The 20,338-nt window shown below is 63.5% G+C and carries 17 protein-coding genes; 10 read left to right on the top strand and 7 right to left on the bottom strand.

Annotation, left to right across the window (positions count from 1 at the left end):
• Positions 1-132: 132 nt before the first annotated feature.
• Complete coding sequence (tpiA, locus tag EN850_RS20375; RefSeq protein ID WP_127281035.1) at positions 133-903, bottom strand: triose-phosphate isomerase; 771 nt, start codon at positions 901-903, stop codon at positions 133-135.
• A gap of 143 nt (positions 904-1,046) precedes the next feature.
• Here tpiA and EN850_RS20370 point away from each other — a divergent pair, with 143 nt between their 5' ends.
• Genes EN850_RS20370 through glp form a run of 5 tightly spaced genes read left to right on the top strand, consistent with a single transcriptional unit; the run spans position 1,047 to position 6,449 of the window.
• Entirely contained in the window at positions 1,047-2,939 is a 1,893-nt protein-coding gene (locus EN850_RS20370) for a peptidyl-prolyl cis-trans isomerase (protein ID WP_135864631.1), read from the top strand.
• Positions 2,936-3,946, top strand: a complete 1,011-nt coding sequence (gene trpD, locus EN850_RS20365) for an anthranilate phosphoribosyltransferase (RefSeq protein ID WP_127872478.1) — start codon at positions 2,936-2,938, stop codon at positions 3,944-3,946. The genes EN850_RS20370 and trpD overlap by 4 nt, the downstream gene beginning before the upstream one ends.
• A 3-nt stretch (positions 3,947-3,949) precedes the next feature.
• Positions 3,950-4,762 carry an indole-3-glycerol phosphate synthase TrpC gene (gene trpC / locus EN850_RS20360; RefSeq protein WP_127872479.1) on the top strand — a complete coding sequence of 271 codons (813 nt, stop codon included), beginning with the start codon at positions 3,950-3,952 and terminating at the stop codon, positions 4,760-4,762.
• Positions 4,762-5,244, top strand: coding sequence for a cyclic pyranopterin monophosphate synthase MoaC (moaC, locus tag EN850_RS20355; protein WP_127281213.1), 483 nt, complete (start codon positions 4,762-4,764; stop codon positions 5,242-5,244). Before trpC ends, moaC begins: the two co-directional genes overlap by 1 nt.
• Positions 5,244-6,449, top strand: coding sequence for a gephyrin-like molybdotransferase Glp (gene glp / locus EN850_RS20350; protein WP_135928675.1), 1,206 nt, complete (start codon positions 5,244-5,246; stop codon positions 6,447-6,449). Before moaC ends, glp begins: the two co-directional genes overlap by 1 nt.
• Before the next feature lie 46 nt (positions 6,450-6,495).
• On the opposite strand, the gene EN850_RS20345 is transcribed toward glp, so the two are convergent.
• Positions 6,496-7,326: an alpha/beta hydrolase gene (locus EN850_RS20345; RefSeq protein WP_135928674.1), complete on the bottom strand. Its 831-nt coding sequence runs from the start codon at positions 7,324-7,326 to the stop codon at positions 6,496-6,498.
• Between the two features lie 310 nt (positions 7,327-7,636).
• On the opposite strand from EN850_RS20345, the gene EN850_RS20340 reads away from it, so the two are divergent.
• Both EN850_RS20340 and kynA read left to right on the top strand, forming a co-directional pair.
• On the top strand, positions 7,637-9,262 hold the full coding sequence (locus tag EN850_RS20340; RefSeq protein WP_136092103.1) for an AMP-binding protein: 1,626 nt from the start codon (positions 7,637-7,639) through the stop codon (positions 9,260-9,262).
• Positions 9,259-10,095 (top strand): tryptophan 2,3-dioxygenase, encoded by an 837-nt coding sequence (gene kynA, locus EN850_RS20335; protein WP_136092102.1) that lies wholly within the window; start codon positions 9,259-9,261, stop codon positions 10,093-10,095. The genes EN850_RS20340 and kynA overlap by 4 nt, the downstream gene beginning before the upstream one ends.
• 58 nt (positions 10,096-10,153) lie before the next feature.
• Here kynA and kynU read toward each other — a convergent pair whose 3' ends face one another.
• The 4 genes from kynU to EN850_RS20315 are packed head-to-tail and all read right to left on the bottom strand — an operon-like array spanning position 10,154 to position 14,191.
• Positions 10,154-11,401: a kynureninase gene (gene kynU, locus EN850_RS20330; protein WP_136092187.1), complete on the bottom strand. Its 1,248-nt coding sequence runs from the start codon at positions 11,399-11,401 to the stop codon at positions 10,154-10,156.
• A gap of 34 nt (positions 11,402-11,435) precedes the next feature.
• Positions 11,436-12,359 (bottom strand): ABC transporter permease, encoded by a 924-nt coding sequence (locus EN850_RS20325; RefSeq protein ID WP_136092101.1) that lies wholly within the window; start codon positions 12,357-12,359, stop codon positions 11,436-11,438.
• A 5-nt stretch (positions 12,360-12,364) separates the two neighbouring features.
• Positions 12,365-13,144, bottom strand: a complete 780-nt coding sequence (locus tag EN850_RS20320; protein WP_136092100.1) for an ABC transporter ATP-binding protein — start codon at positions 13,142-13,144, stop codon at positions 12,365-12,367.
• Positions 13,145-13,204: 60 nt separating this feature from the next.
• The gene (locus tag EN850_RS20315; RefSeq protein ID WP_135918470.1) at positions 13,205-14,191 is read right to left on the bottom strand and encodes an ABC transporter substrate-binding protein; all 987 of its coding nucleotides are present in this window, start codon (positions 14,189-14,191) and stop codon (positions 13,205-13,207) included.
• Positions 14,192-14,345: 154 nt separating this feature from the next.
• Between EN850_RS20315 and EN850_RS20310 the strand changes: the two genes are divergently transcribed.
• Together EN850_RS20310 and lexA are read left to right on the top strand one after the other, a co-directional pair.
• The gene (locus tag EN850_RS20310; RefSeq protein WP_127280510.1) at positions 14,346-15,119 is read left to right on the top strand and encodes a GntR family transcriptional regulator; all 774 of its coding nucleotides are present in this window, start codon (positions 14,346-14,348) and stop codon (positions 15,117-15,119) included.
• A 410-nt stretch (positions 15,120-15,529) separates the two neighbouring features.
• Positions 15,530-16,273, top strand: a complete 744-nt coding sequence (lexA, locus tag EN850_RS20305; protein ID WP_127280511.1) for a transcriptional repressor LexA — start codon at positions 15,530-15,532, stop codon at positions 16,271-16,273.
• On the opposite strand, the gene EN850_RS20300 is transcribed toward lexA, so the two are convergent.
• Positions 16,267-18,723: a ComEC/Rec2 family competence protein gene (locus EN850_RS20300; RefSeq protein WP_136092099.1), complete on the bottom strand. Its 2,457-nt coding sequence runs from the start codon at positions 18,721-18,723 to the stop codon at positions 16,267-16,269. The genes lexA and EN850_RS20300 overlap by 7 nt on opposite strands.
• Before the next feature lie 103 nt (positions 18,724-18,826).
• Between EN850_RS20300 and gltX the strand changes: the two genes are divergently transcribed.
• A complete protein-coding gene (gene gltX / locus EN850_RS20295) occupies positions 18,827-20,251 on the top strand; it encodes a glutamate--tRNA ligase (protein WP_136092098.1) in 1,425 nt (474 codons plus the stop codon).
• The last annotated feature ends 87 nt before the right edge of the window (positions 20,252-20,338 follow it).

Raw genomic sequence — 20,338 nt, 5'->3', positions numbered from 1 at the left:
ACGACCGGTGAATTGGAGGCGGCTCAATACAATGCTTTCACGGCATTTCCAAGCCCGTGGCCGGAATATGGGAAGCAACGTGCCCTTTGCAACGAATTTGGACGAGATGGGACCCGCCCATCGTCGTGGATCTCAGCCTGCAATGCTGCGATAGGCTTCGGCGATACCCAGGAAATCAGCCGCTTTCAGGCTGGCGCCGCCGACCAGCGCGCCATCGACGTTCCTGACGCCCAGCAGTTCGACCGCGTTGGACGGCTTGACCGAGCCGCCATAGAGAATGCGCATCCTGGCAGCGGCGGTCCCCAGCTTTTCCGACAGCTTTTCGCGGATATGCGCATGCGCCTCGGCCACATCGGCCGCCGTTGGCGTCAGGCCGGTGCCGATCGCCCACACCGGCTCGTAGGCGATAATGGTATTGGACGGCGTGGCGCTCGGCGGCACCGAGCCTTCAACCTGGCGCGAAAGCACCTCCAGCGTGGCGCCGGCTTCACGCTGCTGCTGCGTCTCGCCGATGCATACGATGGCCACCAGTCCGGCACGCCAGGCCGCGGTGGCCTTGGCCTGGACCGTCGCATCGTCCTCGCCGCGTTGTTCGCGGCATTCGGAGTGACCGACAATGACATGGCTCGCGCCCGCGTCCTTCAGCATCTCCGCCGAGATGCAGCCGGTATAGGCGCCGCTTTCCTTGGGGTGGCAGTCCTCACCGCCGGCATGGACAGGCGTGCGCGACAGGATCTCCGCCGCATGGGAAAGCAGCGTCGCGGGAACACAGACCAGTGCTTCGGTCTCGGCGTCGAGCCCGCTCATGAAACCGTTGCCGATCATCCTGAGTTCGTTCAGCGAGGCGCTGGTGCCGTTCATTTTCCAGTTGCCGGCGACAAGCGGGCGAATTCCTGGCGTCATGGTGTGCTTCTCCGGGCGATATCAGGCTCTGGCCCTCACTACCAAAATCAGGCCACAAAGCAATCGACAGTGGACCGGAAGGGCGCTATTGCGCTTGTTTCAGACTCGGCGCATGCGAAAATGCGCATAAATCGGAAGTAACCATGCTTGGTATATTGAGAAGCGCGGCAGGTACCTGGGTCGCGAAGACGCTGCTTTCGCTGCTGGTGGTCAGTTTCGCTGCCTGGGGCATCTCCGGAAAGCTCATGGGCGGCTTTGCGGGCCACGATTCGGTGATAACCGCTGGTGGAACCAAGGTATCGATCAACGAATACCGCCTTGCCTATGACCGCCAGCTCGCCGTCATGTCGCAGCAGTTCGGTCAGCGCCTCACTCATGAACAGGCAAAGGCGCTCGGCATCGACAATCAGGTGCTGGCGCAACTCGTCTCCGGTGCCGTTCTCGACGAACAGGCACGCAAGCTGGGCCTCGGCCTCTCCAAGGACCGGCTGGCTGAACTCACCCGCGAAGATCCGGCGTTCAAGGGCCCTGGCGGTCAGTTCGACCGGCGGACATTCGACTACATGCTGCACGAGGTCGGCATGCGGCCCGAGGATTACCTGAAGAACCGCGCCCAGGTGGCGGTGCGCCAGCAGATCGTCGAGGCTGTCTCGGACGGCCTCAAAGCCCCCGACACGTTCTTCAAGGCGGTCGCGCTCTACCGCGGCGAAGACCGCACCGTCGACTATCTGACATTGCCAAAGACGCTGGTCGAGCCGATCGAGGCGCCGAGCGACAGCGTGCTCCAGGCTTATTTCGAGGCCAACAAGAAAACCTACGCCGCACCTGAGTACCGCAAATTCTCCTATGTCCGCCTGGAACCGGTGGACATCATGGATACGACCGCGGTCACCGACCAGCAGGTCAGTGACGACTACAACAAGAACAAGGCGCGCTACACCACACCCGAAATGCGCACCATCGAGCAGCTTGTGTTCAAGACGCCGGATGCCGCGAAGGCAGCGCTCGATTCGCTCAAGGCAGGTGCCACCTTCGACAAGCTGGTGACCGCCGAAGGCAAGACCCCGGCCGATATCCTGCTTGGCACGCTCGCCAAGGACAAGATCGCCGACAAGGCGGTTGCCGATGCCGCCTTCGCGCTCAATGCCAATGAAGTCAGCCAGGTCGTTCAGGGCACCTTCGGTCCAGTGCTGCTGCGCGTGACCGAGATCAAGCCCGAGGTGGTGAAGCCGCTTGCCGAAGTGTCCGACCAGATCCGCAAGGACCTGGCGCTGGGTGAGGCAAGCCGCATCCTTTTGGATGTGCACGACAATTATGAGGACACCCGTGCGTCGGGCAGTTCGCTGGCCGACGCGGCCGCCAAATTGAAGCTCAAGGACATCACCATCGACGCCATCGATCGCAATGGCCTGAGGCCCGATGGCACCATCGTCAAGGACCTGCCGGAATCGCCGTCGCTGATCAAGGCCGTCTTTGATGCCGAACCCAACACCGAAAACGAAGCGCTGACCACGGCGGACAACGGCTTCGTCTTCTATGAGGTTGGTTCGATCACACCGGCTCGCGACCGCACTCTTGATGAGGTGCGCCAGAGGGTGGTCGCCGACTGGACGGCTGCCGAGACCACCAAGCGGCTCGCCGCCAAGGCGGACGAACTCGAGAAGCGGCTCAAGGCCGGCGCCACGCTCGATGTCATCGCCAGTGAACTCAAGCTGGAAAAGCAGACCAAGCGCGGCCTGAAGCGCGAAGCCGATGATGCCGATTTCGGCAAGGAGGGCGCCGCCGTGATGTTCGGCGTCGGCGAAGGCGGCACCGGCTTGATCCCCTCGCCCACCGGCGACGGCCAGATCCTGTTCAAGGTCGCCGAAGTGTTCGAACCGGCCGGCGCCGACGCCAGCTCGGTGCCGGACGACGCGCAGAAATCATTCACCTCCGGCATGTCCGACGACCTGCTCGACCAATTGGTGGCGCAGTTGCAGACGCAATACGATGTCCGCATCGACCAGGCCGCCGTTGCCCAAGCCTCGACAAGATGAGCGCGCTGAAAACCCATATCGCCAAGGTCGCGACCGGCACCGCCCTGTCCTTCGAGGAGGCGTGCGAGGCCTTCGACATCATCATGTCGGGCGATGCGACCCCAGGGCAGATCGGCGGCTTCCTGATGGCGCTGCGCGTGCGCGGCGAGACGGTCAGCGAGATTTCAGGCGCCGTCGCCACGATGCGTGCCAAGATGCTGCGCGTCGATGCCCCTGACGGCGCCATCGACATCGTCGGCACCGGCGGCGATAATTCGCACTCGGTCAACATCTCGACAGGATCAGCCTTCGTCATTGCGGCCAGTGGCGTGCCGGTCGCCAAGCACGGCAATCGCGGCCTGTCCTCGCTGACCGGTGCGGCCGATGTCCTGATCGCGCTCGGCGTCAAGATCGACCTCTCGCCCGAGTTCATCGGCCGTTGCATTCGTGAGGCAGGCGTCGGCTTCATGTTCGCCCCCGCACACCATCCGGCGATGAAACATGTCGGCCCCACACGCGTCGAGCTCGGCACCCGCACCATCTTCAACCTGCTCGGTCCCCTGTCCAATCCGGCGGGGGTGAAGCGGCAGATGGTCGGCGTGTTCCTGCCGGAATGGATCATGCCGGTGGCCGAGACGCTGAAGGCGCTCGGCACCGAGCACGCCTGGGTCGCCCATGGCGACGGCTATGACGAGATCACCACCACCGGGCAGACGCAGGTTGCCGAACTGGTTGGCGGCGAGATACGCAGCTTTACGCTGACCCCTGAAGAGGTTGGACTGAAGCGCCATACCAAGGACGAGCTGCGCGGCGGTGACGCCGCCTACAATGCCAAGGCCTTGCGCGATATGCTGGGCGGCGCCGCCGGCGCCTACCGCGACACAGTGTTGATGAACGCCGGCGCCGGACTGGTGATTGCGGGCAAGGCGACGACGCTGGGTGACGGCATCGCCATCGCCGCGCAGGCGATCGACAGCGGCCGGGCGCTGCAGGTGCTCGACCGGCTGGTCGAAATTTCGAACGGGTGAACCGTGTCTGACATTCTGCGCAAGATCGAAGCCTACAAGCGCGACGAGATAGCCGCCGCCAAGGCACGCGTACCGCTGGCAGAGATCAAGGCGCACGCAAAAGACGCCGACGCACCGCGCGGCTTTCTCGCGGCGCTCGACGCGAAACGCAAATCCGGCGATTTCGCCCTGATCGCCGAAATCAAGAAGGCAAGTCCCTCCAAAGGGCTGATCCGTGCGGACTTCGATCCGCCGGCATTGGCGAAGGCCTATGAGAAAGGCGGCGCCGCCTGCCTTTCCGTACTGACGGACGAGCCGTCCTTTCAGGGGGCGCCGGAATTCCTCACCAGGGCAAGGGCAGCCGTCGCCCTGCCCGCGCTACGCAAGGATTTCCTGTTCGATTCCTACCAGGTCCATGAAGCTCGCGCCTGGGGCGCGGACGCTATCCTGATCATCATGGCCAGTGTTGACGACGACTTGGCGCATGAGCTGGAAACGACCGCGTTCGAACTCGGCATGGATGCGCTGATCGAGGTCCACGACGAGGCCGAGACGGAGCGCGCGTTGAAATTGTCGTCGCGGCTGATCGGCATCAATAACCGCAATCTGAGAACGTTCGAGACCAGCCTTGAGACCTCCGAGCGGCTGGCGGCCATGGTACCTGCCGATCGCCTGCTGGTTAGCGAGAGCGGCATCTTCACCCATGACGATTGTCTCAGGATGCAAAAGAGCGGCATCGGCACCTTTCTCGTCGGCGAAAGTCTGATGCGGCAACAGGACGTCGCCGCCGCGACGCGCTTGCTCCTGACGGGCAAGGCAGTAGCCGAGGCGATCTGATCGTGGCCAACCTCACGCACCTTGGCGCGCAGGGCGAGGCCAACATGGTCGATGTCGGCGACAAGGAAGAGACGACGCGCACCGCGATCGCCGAAGGCTTCGTCTCCATGCAGCCCGAGACATTGAAGACCATTCTCGCCGGCAACGCCAAGAAAGGTGACGTGCTTGGCACCGCGCGCATCGCCGGGATCATGGCGGCCAAGAAGACGCATGAGTTGATCCCGCTCTGCCACCCTCTGCTGCTGACCAAGGTTTCCGTCGACATCGAGCCAGACCATGCTCTGCCCGGCCTCAGAGTCACGGCGCTGGCGCGCGTTACCGGCAAGACCGGCGTCGAGATGGAAGCATTGACCGCCGCGTCCGTGGCCTGCCTGACCATCTACGACATGGCCAAGGCGGTGGACCGCGCCATGGTCATCTCCGGTATCCGGCTGGCCGAAAAGACCGGCGGCAAGTCCGGCGACTACAAGGCAGGTGCCTGATGGTGCTGGTTCCGGTCGCCGAGGCGCTCGAACGCCTCCTCGACGGCGCCGTGCCGCTGGCCGGCGAAAGCGTCCCCCTCATCGAGGCTGTCGATCGTGTGCTGGCCGAAGCGGTGGTGGCGCTTCGCACCCAGCCGCCCTTCAACGCTTCTGCCATGGACGGCTATGCGGTGCGAGTCGCCGACGTGGCGTCGGTGCCGTCGAAACTCTCGGTGATCGGGATGGCGCCGGCCGGGCGTGGCTTTGACGGCGCGGTCGGCCAAGGACAAGCCGTGCGCATCTTCACCGGCGCACCGCTGCCTCATGGTGCCGATACCATCGTCATCCAGGAGAATGTCAGGGATCTCGGCGGTGGCAATATCGAAGTGGTCGAGCCCACCGCCGAGTGGCGCAACATCCGCCGCGTCGGCCTCGATTTTTCCAAGGGCGACGTGCTGCTGGAGAAGGGGCGCTTGCTCGACCCGGCTGCACTGTCGCTGGCGGCATCGGCCAACCACCCCCGAGTGAGCGTGGTGAAACGGCCGTTGGTCGCCATCATCGCCACCGGTGACGAGCTGTTGCAGCCCGGCAGCGAACTCGGGCCGGACCAGATCATCTCGTCCAACGCTTATGGCGTCGCCGCGGCAGCACGGTCGGTCGGTGCTCGCGCGCTCGATCTCGGAATCGCCGCCGACCGCAAGGACGCCATCGCCGCCCTGGTCAGGAAAGCGGTGGCCGCCGGCGCCGATGTTATCGTCACGCTGGGCGGTGCCTCGGTGGGCGACCATGACCTTATCCATGACGTGCTGACCAGCGAAGGCATGACCCTCGGCTTCTGGAAGATCGCCATGCGTCCTGGCAAGCCGCTGATGTTCGGGCGCCTCGGCGATGTCAGATGCATCGGCCTGCCCGGCAATCCGGTGGCAAGCCTGGTCTGCTCGCAATTGTTCCTGAAGCCGCTTCTGGCAAGGCTCGGCGGTCGCGATCATCGTCAGGATATCCGCCAGGCGCGGCTGGGCGCCGCAATGGCGGCCAACGATCTGCGCCAGGATTATGTGCGGGCGGTGGTCCGGGAAGACGGCAGCGGGTTGGTGGCGACGCCGTTCGGCATCCAGGATTCTTCAATGCTGAGGATGCTTGCCGATGCCAACGGATTGGTCGTGCGCGCGCCTTTTGCTCCCGCATCTGTTGCCGGAGACCCTTGCAGCGTTCTGATGTTGCGTTGAAGAATTATCTCATAAATAGCTGATAACAGGACAAAAATAATCTCGGCTATTCCGAGATCAAAGTCCGCGTCAAGGCGTGCGCTGGATCGGCAAGGCCATCGACAACATCGTAATGATGCCGATCCGGTTCGACCACGGCGTTGGTAATTGCGCCAAGTCCGGTCCAGATGTTGGCGAGCAACGCATTCTGGCGCAAGAACTCGGAACGCTCCCCGCCGCCGGCCCAGCAGGTGATACGGACACCATCCAGGGGGCGCAGCAGTGCCGGGCTTTCCATCTGCGCCTCATGCTCATCGATTTTCAGCGTCGCGTTCATGTCCGTGCGCATCAGCGGGCGCAAATCATGCAAGCCTGAAATCGAAACGACATGGCGTATGCGCCGCGCGACACCGGCAGCCAAAGGCGTGGTCACCGTCACCATGCGGCTGGCGAGATGTCCACCGGCCGAATGTCCGGTCAGAATCAATGGCCCGTCGACCATTGCCGCGGCCCTGCTGATAGCCGTCCCGATTTCGGTGACGATGCCGGCGATGCGTATGTCCGGGCACTGCGTGTAGGACGGCATCGCCACGGCAAAACCGCTGTCGACCGCGCCGCCGGCGAGGTGCGACCACAAGCTCTTGTCGGTCTCCATCCAATAGCCCCCATGGATGAACACCACGAGGCCCCTCGGCGCGGCCTTGGGCAGAAAGAGGTCGAAGCGGTTGCGCGGACGATCGCCATAGGCAATGTCGATACGTGCCCGGCCCTGTGCCGATAGCGCATCGCGGAACGCCTGCGCGGGTTCCGCCCATGCGGCCGGCCAACGGTCACTGCCGGCGATATTGGCGCCGTTGGCGTAGGCATTGTCCCAGTCGGCAATGCGATGGTCTGGCATCGGCACCCTCCCCCGAAGCGGCATCGTTTCTGCACTAGCAATGGCCGCCGCCATGTCATGCGTCAATGCTCCGGCAAAAACATTTTAGGCTTGAAACAAATTTCGACTGGTGCGATCCTGCCTGCGGAACAGTCGACAATGGGAGGTCCGCTGTGCTGTCCGAATCTGCCAATCGTCACCTTTCCGGCGACATGGTCGACAAGGTGTAGCCGGCTGCACGAAGCCTTCCGCGAAAGATGGGAATTCAGATCCACCGCCTCCGGCCAGGTGCCCCCACGCTGGCCGGGCAGCAGACAGGGACAGCGGCGACATGCTTGGGCCTTCAGCGCATACCGACACGTTCACGCGCGATCATCTGCCGCCGCCCGAACAATGGCCCGACTTCCTGCTCGACGGCCTCGACTACCCCGAACATCTCAACGCCGGTGTCGAATTGACCGACCGGCTGGTCGAGAAGGGTCTCGGCGACCACACCGCCCTGATCGGCAATGGCCGCCGCCGCACCTACAAGGAACTGTCCGACTGGACGAACCGGCTCGCCCACGCGCTGGTCGAGAATTATGGCGTCAAGCCGGGCAACCGGGTGTTGATCCGCTCCGCCAATAACCCAGCCATGGTCGCCTGTTGGCTGGCCGCCACCAAGGTCGGCGCCGTCGTCGTCAACACCATGCCGATGCTGCGTGCCGGCGAACTCACAAAGATCGTCGACAAGGCCGAGATCACGATCGCGCTCTGCGACACCAGGCTGATGGACGAGATGACCGCCTGCGCCAAGGACAGCGCGTTCCTGAAGCAGGTGATCGGCTTCGACGGCACCGCCAACCATGATGCCGAGCTCGACCGCGCCGCCCTCGACAAGCCCGTCACCTTCACCGCCGTCAGCACCGGCCGCGACGATGTCGCCCTGCTCGGCTTCACCTCGGGCACGACGGGCGTGCCGAAGGCGACGATGCATTTCCACCGCGACCTGCTGATCATCGCCGATGCCTACGCCCGCGAAGTCCTGCAGGTGACGCCGGACGACATCTTCGTCGGCTCGCCGCCGCTCGCCTTCACCTTCGGTCTTGGCGGGTTGGCCATCTTTCCCCTGCGCTTCGGCGCGGCGGCGACCCTGCTGGAACAGGCGACGCCACCCAACATGATCCACATTATCGAGACCTACAAAGCGACCATTTCCTTCACCGCGCCGACTGCTTACCGCGCCATGCTGAAGGCCATGGATGAGGGTGCCGACCTGTCATCGCTGCGTGTTGCCGTTTCCGCCGGCGAGACCTTGCCGGCTCCGGTCTTCGAAGAGTGGACACGAAAGACCGGCAAGCCGATCCTCGATGGCATCGGCGCCACGGAAATGCTGCACATCTTCGTCTCCAACCGCTTTGACGACAGGAAGCCCGCTTCGACCGGCAAGCCGGTCGGCGGCTACGAGGCGCGCATCGTCGACAACGACATGCGCGAAGTGCCGCGTGGCGAGACCGGACGGCTGGCGGTGCGCGGGCCAACCGGCTGCCGCTACATGGCCGATGACCGGCAGAAGGACTATGTGCGCGACGGCTGGAATCTCACCGGCGACACCTTCACGCAGGACGAGGACGGCTTCTTTCACTTTGCCGCGCGTTCCGACGACATGATCGTCAGCGCCGGCTACAACATCGCCGGACCCGAGGTCGAGGCGGCGCTGCTTTCGCATCCCGATGTCGCCGAATGCGCTGTCATCGGCGCCGAGGATGGCGAGCGCGGCCAGATCGTCGAGGCGCATGTCGTGCTGGTGCGAGGCGTGGCGCCGGACGCGATGACCGTCAAGCGCCTGCAGGACCACGTCAAGGCAACCATCGCGCCCTACAAATACCCGCGATCGGTCAAATTCATCGCCGCGCTGCCCAAGACCCAGACCGGCAAAATCCAGCGCTTCCGCCTGCGCACGGAGAAAATCAGTTGAGCGAACCCTACGATCCGGCGTCCGAAGGCGCACAGATGTCGTTCAAAGAACGCATGTCCTACAGCGACTATCTGCACCTGGAGAAAGTACTCGACGCGCAGGCGCCGCTGTCGTCGGCGCATGACGAGATGCTGTTCATCATCCAGCACCAGACATCGGAACTCTGGATGAAGCTCGCCTTGCACGAGATTGGCGCCGCGATCCGCTCGATCCGTGCCGACCGGCTGGAGCCGAGCTTCAAGATGCTGTCGCGCGTCGCCCGCATTTTCGAGCAGCTGAACAACGCCTGGGACGTGCTGCGCACGATGACGCCCAGCGAATATACCGAGTTCCGCGACGCGCTCGGCCAGTCCTCGGGTTTCCAGTCCTGGCAGTATCGCGCCATCGAATTCATGGCCGGCAATCGCAACCTCGCCATGCTCGGGCCGCACAAGCACCGGCCGGACCTTACGGACAGGCTGGAGGCGATCCTGACCCAGCCGTCGCTCTACGATGAAGCGCTGCTGCTTCTGGCACGCAACGGGTTCGACATCGGCGCCGATGCCAGGCGCACGGACTGGCGAGAGACGCGCAGCGAAAACGAAGAGGTCCTGGTCGCCTGGCAGACCATATACCGCGATCCGCAGCGCTACTGGATGTTCTATGAACTGGCCGAGAAACTGGTCGACTTCGAGGACTACTTCCGCCGATGGCGCTTCAACCACGTCACCACGGTCGAGCGCATCATCGGCCTGAAGCGCGGCACCGGCGGCACGTCCGGTGCCTCCTATCTCAAGAAGATGCTCGAGGTCGTCCTGTTCCCGGAACTCTGGAACGTCCGTACCCGGCTCTGAGCTCCTTGGTGCGGACTGGAAAACGGCGCGGCACTTTTCCTGGAATTGCGCCGACGCTTCAGGTCACCGCGGTCTTGACCGCGAAGCGCGCGTCCTTCCACGCGCCGGTGCGCAGGATATCTTCCAACACCTCGACCGCCTGCCATACATCGGCGTAACCGACATAGAGCGGCGTGAAGCCGAAGCGGATCGTCGATGGCGCACGGAAATCGCCGATCACGCCGCGCTCGATCAGCGCCCGCATCACCTGGTAACCGTTGGGGTGGAGGAACGAAACCTGGCTGCCGCGCTGCTTGCCATCGCGCGGGCTTTCCAGCTCCAGGCCGTAGGCGCTGCATCTGGTCTCGACGAGTTGGATGAACAGGTCGGTGAGCTCGATGCTCTTGTTGCGCACTGCCGCCATATCGACATCGTCCCAGATATCCAGCGCCCCCTTGAGCGCCCGCATCGACAAGACCGGTTGCGTGCCGCACAGGAAGCGACGGATGCCGCTGCCGGCCGCATAACCCTGCTCGAAGGCGAAGGGCCGCGCGTGGCCCCACCAACCGCTGAGCGGCTGCTGGACTTTGTCGTGATGACGCGTGGCGGCGTAGATAAAGGCTGGCGCGCCCGGACCACCATTGAGATATTTGTAAGTGCAGCCGATGGCGAAATCCGCATTGGCGCTGTCGAGTTCGACCGGCAAGGCGCCGGCGGAATGGCAGAGATCCCAGACGATCAGCGCGCCGACCTGATGGGCCTTGCATGTCAGTGCCGCCATGTCGCGCAGCTGGCCGGATTTGTAATTGACATGGTTGACCAGGATGACGGCGACACGCTCGTCGATCAGTTCCTCAATGGTCGGCGCGTCGACGCCCTCGAGCCGCAAGACGGTGCCGGGTCGCGTCGATGCCACGCCTTCGGCCATATAGAGATCGGTTGGAAAGCTGTCGCCTTCGGCGACGATGACCGAGCGATCCGGCCGCATGCCGAGTGCGGCATGCAGCACCTTGTAGATATTGATCGAGGTCGTATCGCACACCACGGTCTGGCCCGGCGCGGCGCCGATCAGCCGCCCCAACTGGTCGCCAAGTGCCACCGGCATGTCGAACCAGCCGGCGGTATTCCAGGCGCGGATGAGATCCTGCGCCCATTCCTGGGTGGCGGCGTTCTGTAGCTCGTTGAAGACGGCGGGTGCCGCGGCCCCAAGCGAATTGCCGTCGAGATAGATGACGCCTTCCGGCAAAATGAACCGGTCGCGCATGGCGCGCAGCGGGTCCGCCGCATCCATGGCCTCGACGGCTGCGAAATCGAGCGGTGCACGCATCATTTGTGACATTCCCTGGTTATTCATGCCCCGGTTATTCACGGATCGCCTCGCGCGCCGGCGCGGACCCGCGGCTACGCTTGAGGCTGGGCAAGGCAAGCATGGCGAGCACGAAGAGACCCGTGGCAAGCTTCAGGTCGGGCGGCGGCATGCCGGCGGCAAGGCAGAACGACACCAGCTGGTAGTAGATGATCGCGCCGGCGAAGGGCGCCAGCAGCTGGCGCCAGACCGTCTGCTTGCCGACGACAGCCTCGCCGATCATCAGCGCGGCAAGGCCGTTGATGAGGATCCCCAATCCCATATTGACGTCGGCAAATCCCTGCGACTGCACCATCAGCGCGCCGCTTGAAGCCGAAAAAGCGGTCGCCAGCCCGACACCGCCTATGGTCGCGGCCCAGACATTGATGCCTTGCGCCTCGGCCATGTCGGGATTGGCGCCCACGGCACGCACGGCCGTCCCCTTCTCGGTCCTGAAGAACATGTAGAGCAACGCGAAGGCGATCAGCGCCAGGAGGCCAGCGACGACGATCTTGCTGGCGGGAAAACCCGGCCGCGCGAACGGCACCCAGTCGAACACCGTCGGCGAGCCGAAGACCGAGAGATTGGACTTGCCCATGATGCGAAGGTTGATGCTGTAGAGCATCGTCATCATCAGGATGCCCGCCAGAAGCGTGTGGATGCGGAAGCGCAGATGGATGAAGGCGGTGCAGCAGCCCGCCGCGAAGCCAGCAACGAGGGCGGCGGCGATGCCGACCAACGGCGATGCGCCGGCGGCAAGGAGGACGCCGCAGATGCAGCCGCCCAGCGGAAAGGCGCCCTCGCTGGTGAGATCGGGAAAATTCAGCATGCGAAACGGAATCATGATCCCGAGCACGACAAAGGCCAGGATCAGGCTTTGCGCCAGCGTGACCGGCATGATCGCGACGAAGCTGGCGAGAACGTCCTGAATGAAGCCCATGATGATCAGCTCGCCAGCAACATGCGGTCGGTCTTGACTGAGAAATGGCCGATCAGATCGATAACCGAGACCCTCGCCTTCTCTTCGCCTATGACCTCCAGGAGGACGCGGCCGGCGTCGAGCATGATCACCCGGCTGCCGTAGTCGACGGCATGCTGCATGTTGTGGGTCACCATCAAAGTCGTCAGCTTCAGCGCGCTGACGGCGCGCACCGTTGCCTGCATGACGATCTCGGCCGTGCGCGGGTCGAGCGCCGCGGTATGCTCGTCGAGCAGCAGCAAGTCGGGCGATCCGCCGACCGCCATGATCAGCGACAGGGATTGCCGCTGCCCACCCGAAAGCAGGTCGACGCGGGTGTCCATGCGGTTTTCAAGGCCGAGGCCCAGTATCGACAGGCGTTCCTTGTAGGACGCGAGCCGGGTGGCGTTCAGCCCCTGGCGCAAGGTGCGCTTGCTGCTGCGCAAATCAGCCAGCAGCATGTTTTCCGCGACCGTCATGCTGGCGGCGGTGCCGCGCATCGGATCCTGGAAGACGCGGGCCAGTTTCGCGGCGCGCTTGTGCACCGGCATATCAGTCACATCGGCGCCATTGATCAGGATCTGACCGGAATCGAGGATCAGAGCGCCGGAAATGGCGTTGAGCATGCTGCTCTTGCCCGCCCCGTTGGAGCCTATAACGATGCCGAACTCGCCCGTGGCCAGCGACAGGCTGAGACCGTCCAGCGCGACCTTCTCGTCGGCCTGGCCCTTGTAGAATACTTTGCGCGCGGATCGGATCTCGAGCATCGTTCCTCCCTGACATGAAAAGTGACGGCGCCCGCGCCGTCACCTTCATGCAGCCTGATGTCAGTCGACGATGCAGCCGCAATCTGCCATCGAGGCCGGTATCTCGATGCCGAACGCGGCCATCGCCTTGCGGGAAATCGTTGCCATGTGATCCTTGTAGGCCGGGCGCGACGGCGCGATCGTCTTGGGATCCTTGCCCTTGAGTATCTCTGCGGCAATGTCGCCGGCATTGATGCCGACCTGCGTGTAATTGACCGCGAAGCTCGCCGGCACGGTGCCGTTGCGGACCGCGCTGTCATCGGAGTTGACGACCGGGATACCGGCCTGGCGGGCGGCGGCGGAGACAGCGGCGATCGCCGGCTGGATCAGGTTCGAGGCCGGGCCGTAGATGACGTCGGCCTTGCCGGCGAGCGAAGCGATACGTTGCTGGATGTCATTGACGTTGTCGATGCCGACCTCCACCACCTCGAAGCCAGCGGCGGGCGCCGCCGCCTTGATCTTTTCGACCAAGGCAACGTCATTGGCCTCGCCCGGATTGTAAGGCACGCCGAAGCGCTTGGCGTTTGGCAGCAGCTTCTTGGTGAAGGCCATCACCGCGGCGACGTCCTGCAGATCGCTGGCGCCGGTCATGCCTTCGTCACCTGAATCCCACGACGGCACCAGCTTGGCCGCCACTGGATCGGTGACCGCGGCAAAGACGATTGGAATGCCGGAACCGGCGAGCGCCTTCTTGGCGATCTGCGAGACCGGCGTGGTGATGGTGTAGATCAGCTTGGGCTGCTCCGCCTGCAGCTTGGCGATCATCTGCGGCACCAGCGATGCATCGAAATTGGTATGGCTTTCCGTATAGACGACGTCCTTGCCCTCGACGAAGCCGTTGTCCGTCAGCGCCTTCTTGAAGCCGGCTATGGCGGCGTTGAGCTGGGGGTGCTCGCCGAAATTGGCAATGCCGATGCGTATCTGGTCGGCGGCGGCACTGCCGGCGCTCACCATCAACGCGCTAGCCAGGAACAAACCCGACAACCAAGCGGATTTCGACTTCAACATCATTTCCTCCCAGATTTGATCAGCGCCGCTTGCAGCGCGGCTACTGCAAACGATCATGGTCAGTCCGCCGGCTTGTGTCAAACATTATATATAATTCTTGCCATGCCCCTACATCATATATAATTTTCCCCTGCCAGACGACGGATGGACCGCGATGCAGGATCAAACGAGCTCCACAAAGACGGAGGCAGCCTATCAGCTGTTGCGGCGCGATATCCTGACCACGCGCCTCATGCCCGGCGCCCCGCTCAAACTGAGTGCACTGCGCGGCACCTATGGAGTCGGCTGGACGCCATTGCGCGAAGCCTTGTCGCGGCTCGAGGCCGAACGCCTGGTCACCGCCATCAGCAATCGCGGTTTTACCGTGGCTCGGGTGTCGCGGGCCGAACTGGAGGACCTGGCGCGCGCCAGGATGGTGGTCGAGATCCCCCTGTTCCTCGAATCGATGGAGAAAGGCGGCAAGGAATGGGAAGATGCCGTGGTCACCGCCCACTACCGGCTCTCCCGTTGCAAAACCGCGGTCGACGATCCCTCGGATGCGGCGGTCGACAAATGGGACGAGAATCACGAGGCTTTCCATGCGGCGCTGCTGAGTGCCGCCACATGCGATTGGCTGTTGCGTTTCCGCTCGACGATCTCGGATCAATTGCGCCGGCATCATCGCTTTCTTGGTCTGGCGCCGACATTGCGGGCCGCGGCCGGCCTCAAGGATGGCTACGAAGAGGCGATGGAGGCGCTGCGCGAAGCGATTGCGATCGAACACCATACCGCGATCATGGAAGCGGCACTCGATCGTGACGTCGAGCGGGCCAAGGCGCTGATGGTGGCCCATATCGGCTACACCCTGCACGTCTATGTCCACAGCGAAGACAGCGGCCCGACCAAATACGCCGCCCGCGCCGGCAGCTTGAAAGCCGGTTCGGGATGACTCCGGCGCTTCCGCGACACCTATTCGCACGCGTTGGTCGGAGTGGGGCCGGACGCCTGGGTCCATCGCTGCCCCGAAGCTGCCAGTCGTTGGCGTTTTGGTTTCGTTTCGTTCCGCGAATAACGGACCGATAAATTATACAATCCGCCCGGGGAAAGCCTTCCGAACGGCTGACGCCAAACTCGGGAGCGGATGGGCCACAGGCCATTAACCATAACGATTTCAATGGGCCTGCCGATGGCGGAAAAGGTCGGCTTCTGCCCGCCGTAGCGGACAAAAAACATCCGCAGCCTTAACAAATTCATTAAACTTTAAACGGTTGCGGAACACAACTGGAACAGATAGTGTTTGTTCTGGGTTTGTTTTTTCGATTCTGGTTCAGACCTTCGTTCAATGCCTTGGGGGCCGCCATGCTGACACGCAAGCAACATGAACTGCTGATGTTCATCCACGAACGGCTCAAGGAAAGCGGGATACCGCCCTCCTTCGACGAGATGAAGGAAGCGCTCGATCTTGCCTCCAAATCCGGGATTCATCGCCTGATCACGGCGCTGGAGGAACGCGGCTTCATTCGCCGGCTACCCAATCGGGCGCGCGCGCTGGAGGTGCTGCGGCTGCCGGATTCGATCGCGCCCGGCCTGAACGCGGCAAAGAAATTTTCGCCCAGCGTCATCCAGGGCAGCCTTGGTCAAAACAATCTTGGCCGCCAGCTCAAGCCGGCGACGGCGCCTTCGCGTCTGCCCGCGGCCGGCAATGACGACGATGTGGTTTCAGCCGTGTCCATCCCGGTCATGGGCCGTATCGCCGCCGGTGTGCCGATCGATGCCATCCAGCATCAGACGCATTCGATCTCGGTGCCGCCGGATATGATCATGGGCGGCGAGCACTATGCGCTGGAGGTCAAGGGTGACTCGATGATCGAGGCTGGTATCTTCGACGGCGACACGGTCATCATCCGCAATGCGAACACGGCAAGTCCGGGCGAAATCATCGTGGCGCTGGTCGACGAGGAGGAAGCGACGCTGAAGCGGTTCCGCCGTAAAGGCGCCTCGATCGCGCTCGAAGCCGCCAATCCAGCCTACGAAACGCGCATTTTCGGGCCGGACAGAGTCAAGGTACAAGGCAAGCTGGTCGGGCTGATCAGGCGCTACTGAGCCGGTTTGCCATCGGACTTGTCTGGCTTTTTATAGGGCGGCAGCCCCCTCGCCTCGCGTGAGAATTTTCGCTGCTCGTGCCAGGGCCGGTATGGTCCCTCGACAGCGAATTCGATCACAGCCGGGGTTGTGGCCGACTGGGGATCGAAGAAGACGGCAGCACTTCCCTTGCGGGCGAGCTGCCGTTTCGTGACGACGACAACCAGCGGATTGTGGCAGGCGTCATAGGCGGTCGCGTCATTGACGACGATCAGGTCGGCGAAGGCGCAGGCTTTCCAGGTGTTCTTGCGATCCTCGACATAGGCGACGATCGCGCCGGAAGGGTGCCTGGCAAGGCAAAGGCCTTCGCGGCAATAGAACGGCGATCCCTGCGGCAGGTCGGTGGGAGCGGCAATATCGAATTGCCCGTCCGCCTTGTCGAACATTTCCGGTTTGACGATTGTTTCGGAGACCAGAGCGCGTTTCCAGTTGTCGGCCGCGAATTCGTTCGGACGTTCCCGGTTGACGGCCAGTTCGCCATTGCCGATCGGCAGTGCGACCAGCCGTGCGTCTTCCGAGATCAGCACGTCGGGCGTGCGTATGTCCGACACAGTCAACAGACCGGCAAGTGCGAATGGCAGTGCCGCGAGCCGCAGCCAGGTCGTCGCCATCGTCGCGATGACCAGCGCGACGGCCACCAGCAGCACGGATTGCTGCGAGATCAGACCTACCCCATCGATTGGCGAGCGCTCCGATATCCATGACGATACGGCGATCATCGCTGTCAGGCCTTTGCCCATCACGTAGAGAAACGGGCCGTCGGCGCCGAAGGGCATCGCCAGCGAACTGAGGACCGCAAAAGGCATGACGACCACCGACACGATCGGCATGACGGCCAGATTGGCGAACAGGCTGAGCGGCGATACGCGCTGGAAATGCCAGATGGCAAACAGCGCCGTCGCGCTGCCGGCAATGATGGAGGTCATGGCCAATCCACCTGTCGCCAGCAGGAATTTTCGCGTCAGGAACCCGGGTAGTGACCGCTTTGGCGACGGTGGCCTCGTCTTACCAGCGCGGTGGTCCGCCCAGCCGGCATAGGCGCCAACAAGGGCCGCGGTTGCTGCGAACGACATCTGGAAGCTCGGGCCGACGACCTCGTGCGGGGAAACCAGGATAACGGCGATCGCCGAGATGGCCAGGTTGCGCATGGTGAGCGCCGCGCGATCGAACAAGACGGCAATCAGCATCACCGCCAGCATGATGAAGCTGCGTTCGGCCGCAACGACGACACCGGAAATGACGAGATAGGCGGCGATCGAGAAAAGTGCGGCGGCGGCCGCATATTTCTTCACCGGCCGGCGCGCGGAAAAGTCTGGAAACAGCGCGAAGGCACCGCGCAACAGACCCATGATGGTGCCGGCGACCAGCGCCATATGCAGTCCCGAAATGGAAATGATGTGATAGATGCCGGTACGCCGCATCGCTTCGTTGATTTCATCGGGAATGCCGGCGCGCACGCCGACGATCAGCGCCGCCGCGATCTCGCCTTCGGCGCCGCCGATGCTGCCCCTGATGTGGTCGGCGATGGCTTCGCGGGCGTTTTCGATGCTTGAAAAAAGACGGGCTGGCAGCGACATCTCACCATCGTCGGTAGCGACAACCGTTGGATTGCCGAGAAAGAAGCCGCTGCCGCCGATGCCTGCGAAATAGCTGTCGAAGGAGAAGTCGTAGCTGTCCGGCCGCACCGGACCGGTCGGCGGCAGCAGTTTGGCGTAGCCTGTGATAAGCGAGCCAGCGGTCATTTCCGGCGGTATCTTGCGTGCCGAAAGCCGGACCCTTTCCGGCGCATAGCGCAATTTCGGCCGGGCGGTCGAAATCACGTCCATGGTCAACCGGATACGGCCGCTCTCCATCTCCTCGAGCGAGACCACGCGGCCGGTCAATTGAGTCGAGATTTCCGAACCCAGCATCCGGGTTCCTGCTCGCCATGTTTCGACCTTCGCCGCGAGCAAGCCCAACGCGCACAACATCACTGCCATGAAACACAGATGGGTTTTCGGCCAGGAGCGCGAGACGAACGCACAGGTCGCCGCCAGCACCATGACCGCGACCGGCTTTGCAAAATCGGGCTCGGTCGCCAGCGAAAAGTAGCCGATCGCCCCAACGGCCAGGCAGACCGGCACCAGCAGGAAGGCGATGCCCCGGTCGAGTTCCAGCTCCGCCGCCTTGGCCAAGCCGTGGCGCAGGCGAGGCAAGGATACCAGGCCCATTTGCCGGCGCACGCGCACAATCCTGCGTGCGGCAGAAGACGGAGTTGGCGCCGGCAAGCCCGCTTGCAACGGCAGGGTTGCGGGCGCAGCCACGAGCGGCGACGGCAGCGGGATCGCCGGAGGCGTCGCAAACAGGGACCGCTCGCTGACGCCGACAATGGCGCCCTCGCCCCGATCCGAGCTCCGGCCTCGTCCAGTCATCGGGTCTGCCCCTTGCGCCCTCGACACCCTATGCTACATGAACGCGCGAAGCGCGAAAGTCCGCGCCCTCCGCACCCAGCTTCAGACGTTTTCCGGGAGTTCCATGTCCGACAAGGTCATCACCCGTTTTGCCCCCTCGCCGACCGGCTATCTGCACATCGGCGGCGCGCGCACGGCACTGTTCAACTGGCTCTATGCCAAGCATACCGGCGGTACGATGCTGCTGCGCATCGAGGACACCGATCGGGAGCGTTCGACCGATGCGGCCACATCAGCCATTCTCGACGGCCTGACCTGGCTCGGCCTGTCATGGGACGGCGATGCGGTTTCCCAATTCGAGCGGGCGCCGCGCCATCGTGAGGTGGCCGAGGAACTGGTGCGGCTGGGCAAGGCCTATTACAGCTACGAGACTTCAGCCGAGCTCGAGGCGATGCGCGAGGCAGCACGCGCCAAGGGCCTGCCGCCACGCTATAACGGCCACTGGCGTGAGCGCGATCCGTCGGAGGCACCCGCCGGCGTCAGGGGCGCCATCCGCATCAAGGCACCGACCGAGGGCGAGACGGTGGTGCAGGATCGGGTCCAGGGCGAGGTGCGCTTCCCCAACAAGGATCTCGACGACTTCATCATCCTGCGCTCGGACGGCAACCCGACCTATATGCACGCCGTCGTCGTCGACGACCACGACATGGGCGTCACCCACATCATCCGTGGCGATGATCACCTGACCAACGCCGCCCGCCAGACCGTGATCTACAACGCCATGGGCTGGGAGGTGCCTTCGATGTCGCATATCCCGCTGATCCATGGCGCCGACGGCGCCAAACTGTCGAAGCGCCACGGCGCGCTTGGTGTCGAGGCCTATCGCGCCATGGGCTATCTGCCGGAGGCCCTGCTCAATTACCTGGTGCGTCTGGGCTGGAGCCATGGCGACGACGAGATCATGTCGATCAAGGACATGATCTCGTGGTTCGACATCGGCGACGTCAACAAGGGCGCGGCGCGCTTCGATTTCGCCAAGCTCGAGGCGTTGAACGGCGTCCATATGCGCCGCATGGCCGATCCGGAATTGTTCGATATTTTCATCGCCACCTTGCCTTATCTGGAGGGCGGCCCGGCGATGGCGGCGCGCCTCGACGAGAAGAACCAGGCGCAGTTGCTGGCAGCCCTTCCGGGCCTGAAGGAGCGCGCCAAGACGCTGGTCGAGCTCGTCGACGGCGCCGCTTTCCTGTTTGCGGCGCGGCCGCTGCCGATCGACGACAAGGCCGCACTCCTGCTCAATGACGATGCCCGCAAGATCCTGCGCGGCGCTCACGAAGCTTTGAAGTCGCTGTCGGGTGAGTGGACGGCGGCCACGGCCGAGGCCGCTATCCGCGACTATGCCCTGGCTGGCGGCCATAAGCTTGGTGCCGTGGCCCAGCCGTTGCGGGCTGCTTTGACCGGCAAAAGCACCTCGCCGGGCGTATTCGACGTGCTGGCCGTGCTGGGGCGTGAGGAAAGCCTGGCCCGCATAGCGGATCAAATCGATTAGGAGCAAGATTGGCATTGAAAGGCGCGTTTCGCAGTGCAACATTATGTCTTGGCCCAATCTGGCACGCACCTCCTAGAATGCGGTGGC

This window comes from Mesorhizobium sp. M8A.F.Ca.ET.207.01.1.1, assembly GCF_004794715.1.
Lineage (GTDB): Bacteria > Pseudomonadota > Alphaproteobacteria > Rhizobiales > Rhizobiaceae > Mesorhizobium.
Note: the sequence above shows the minus strand (reverse complement) of the source record. Positions and strands in the feature narration are given on the sequence as shown.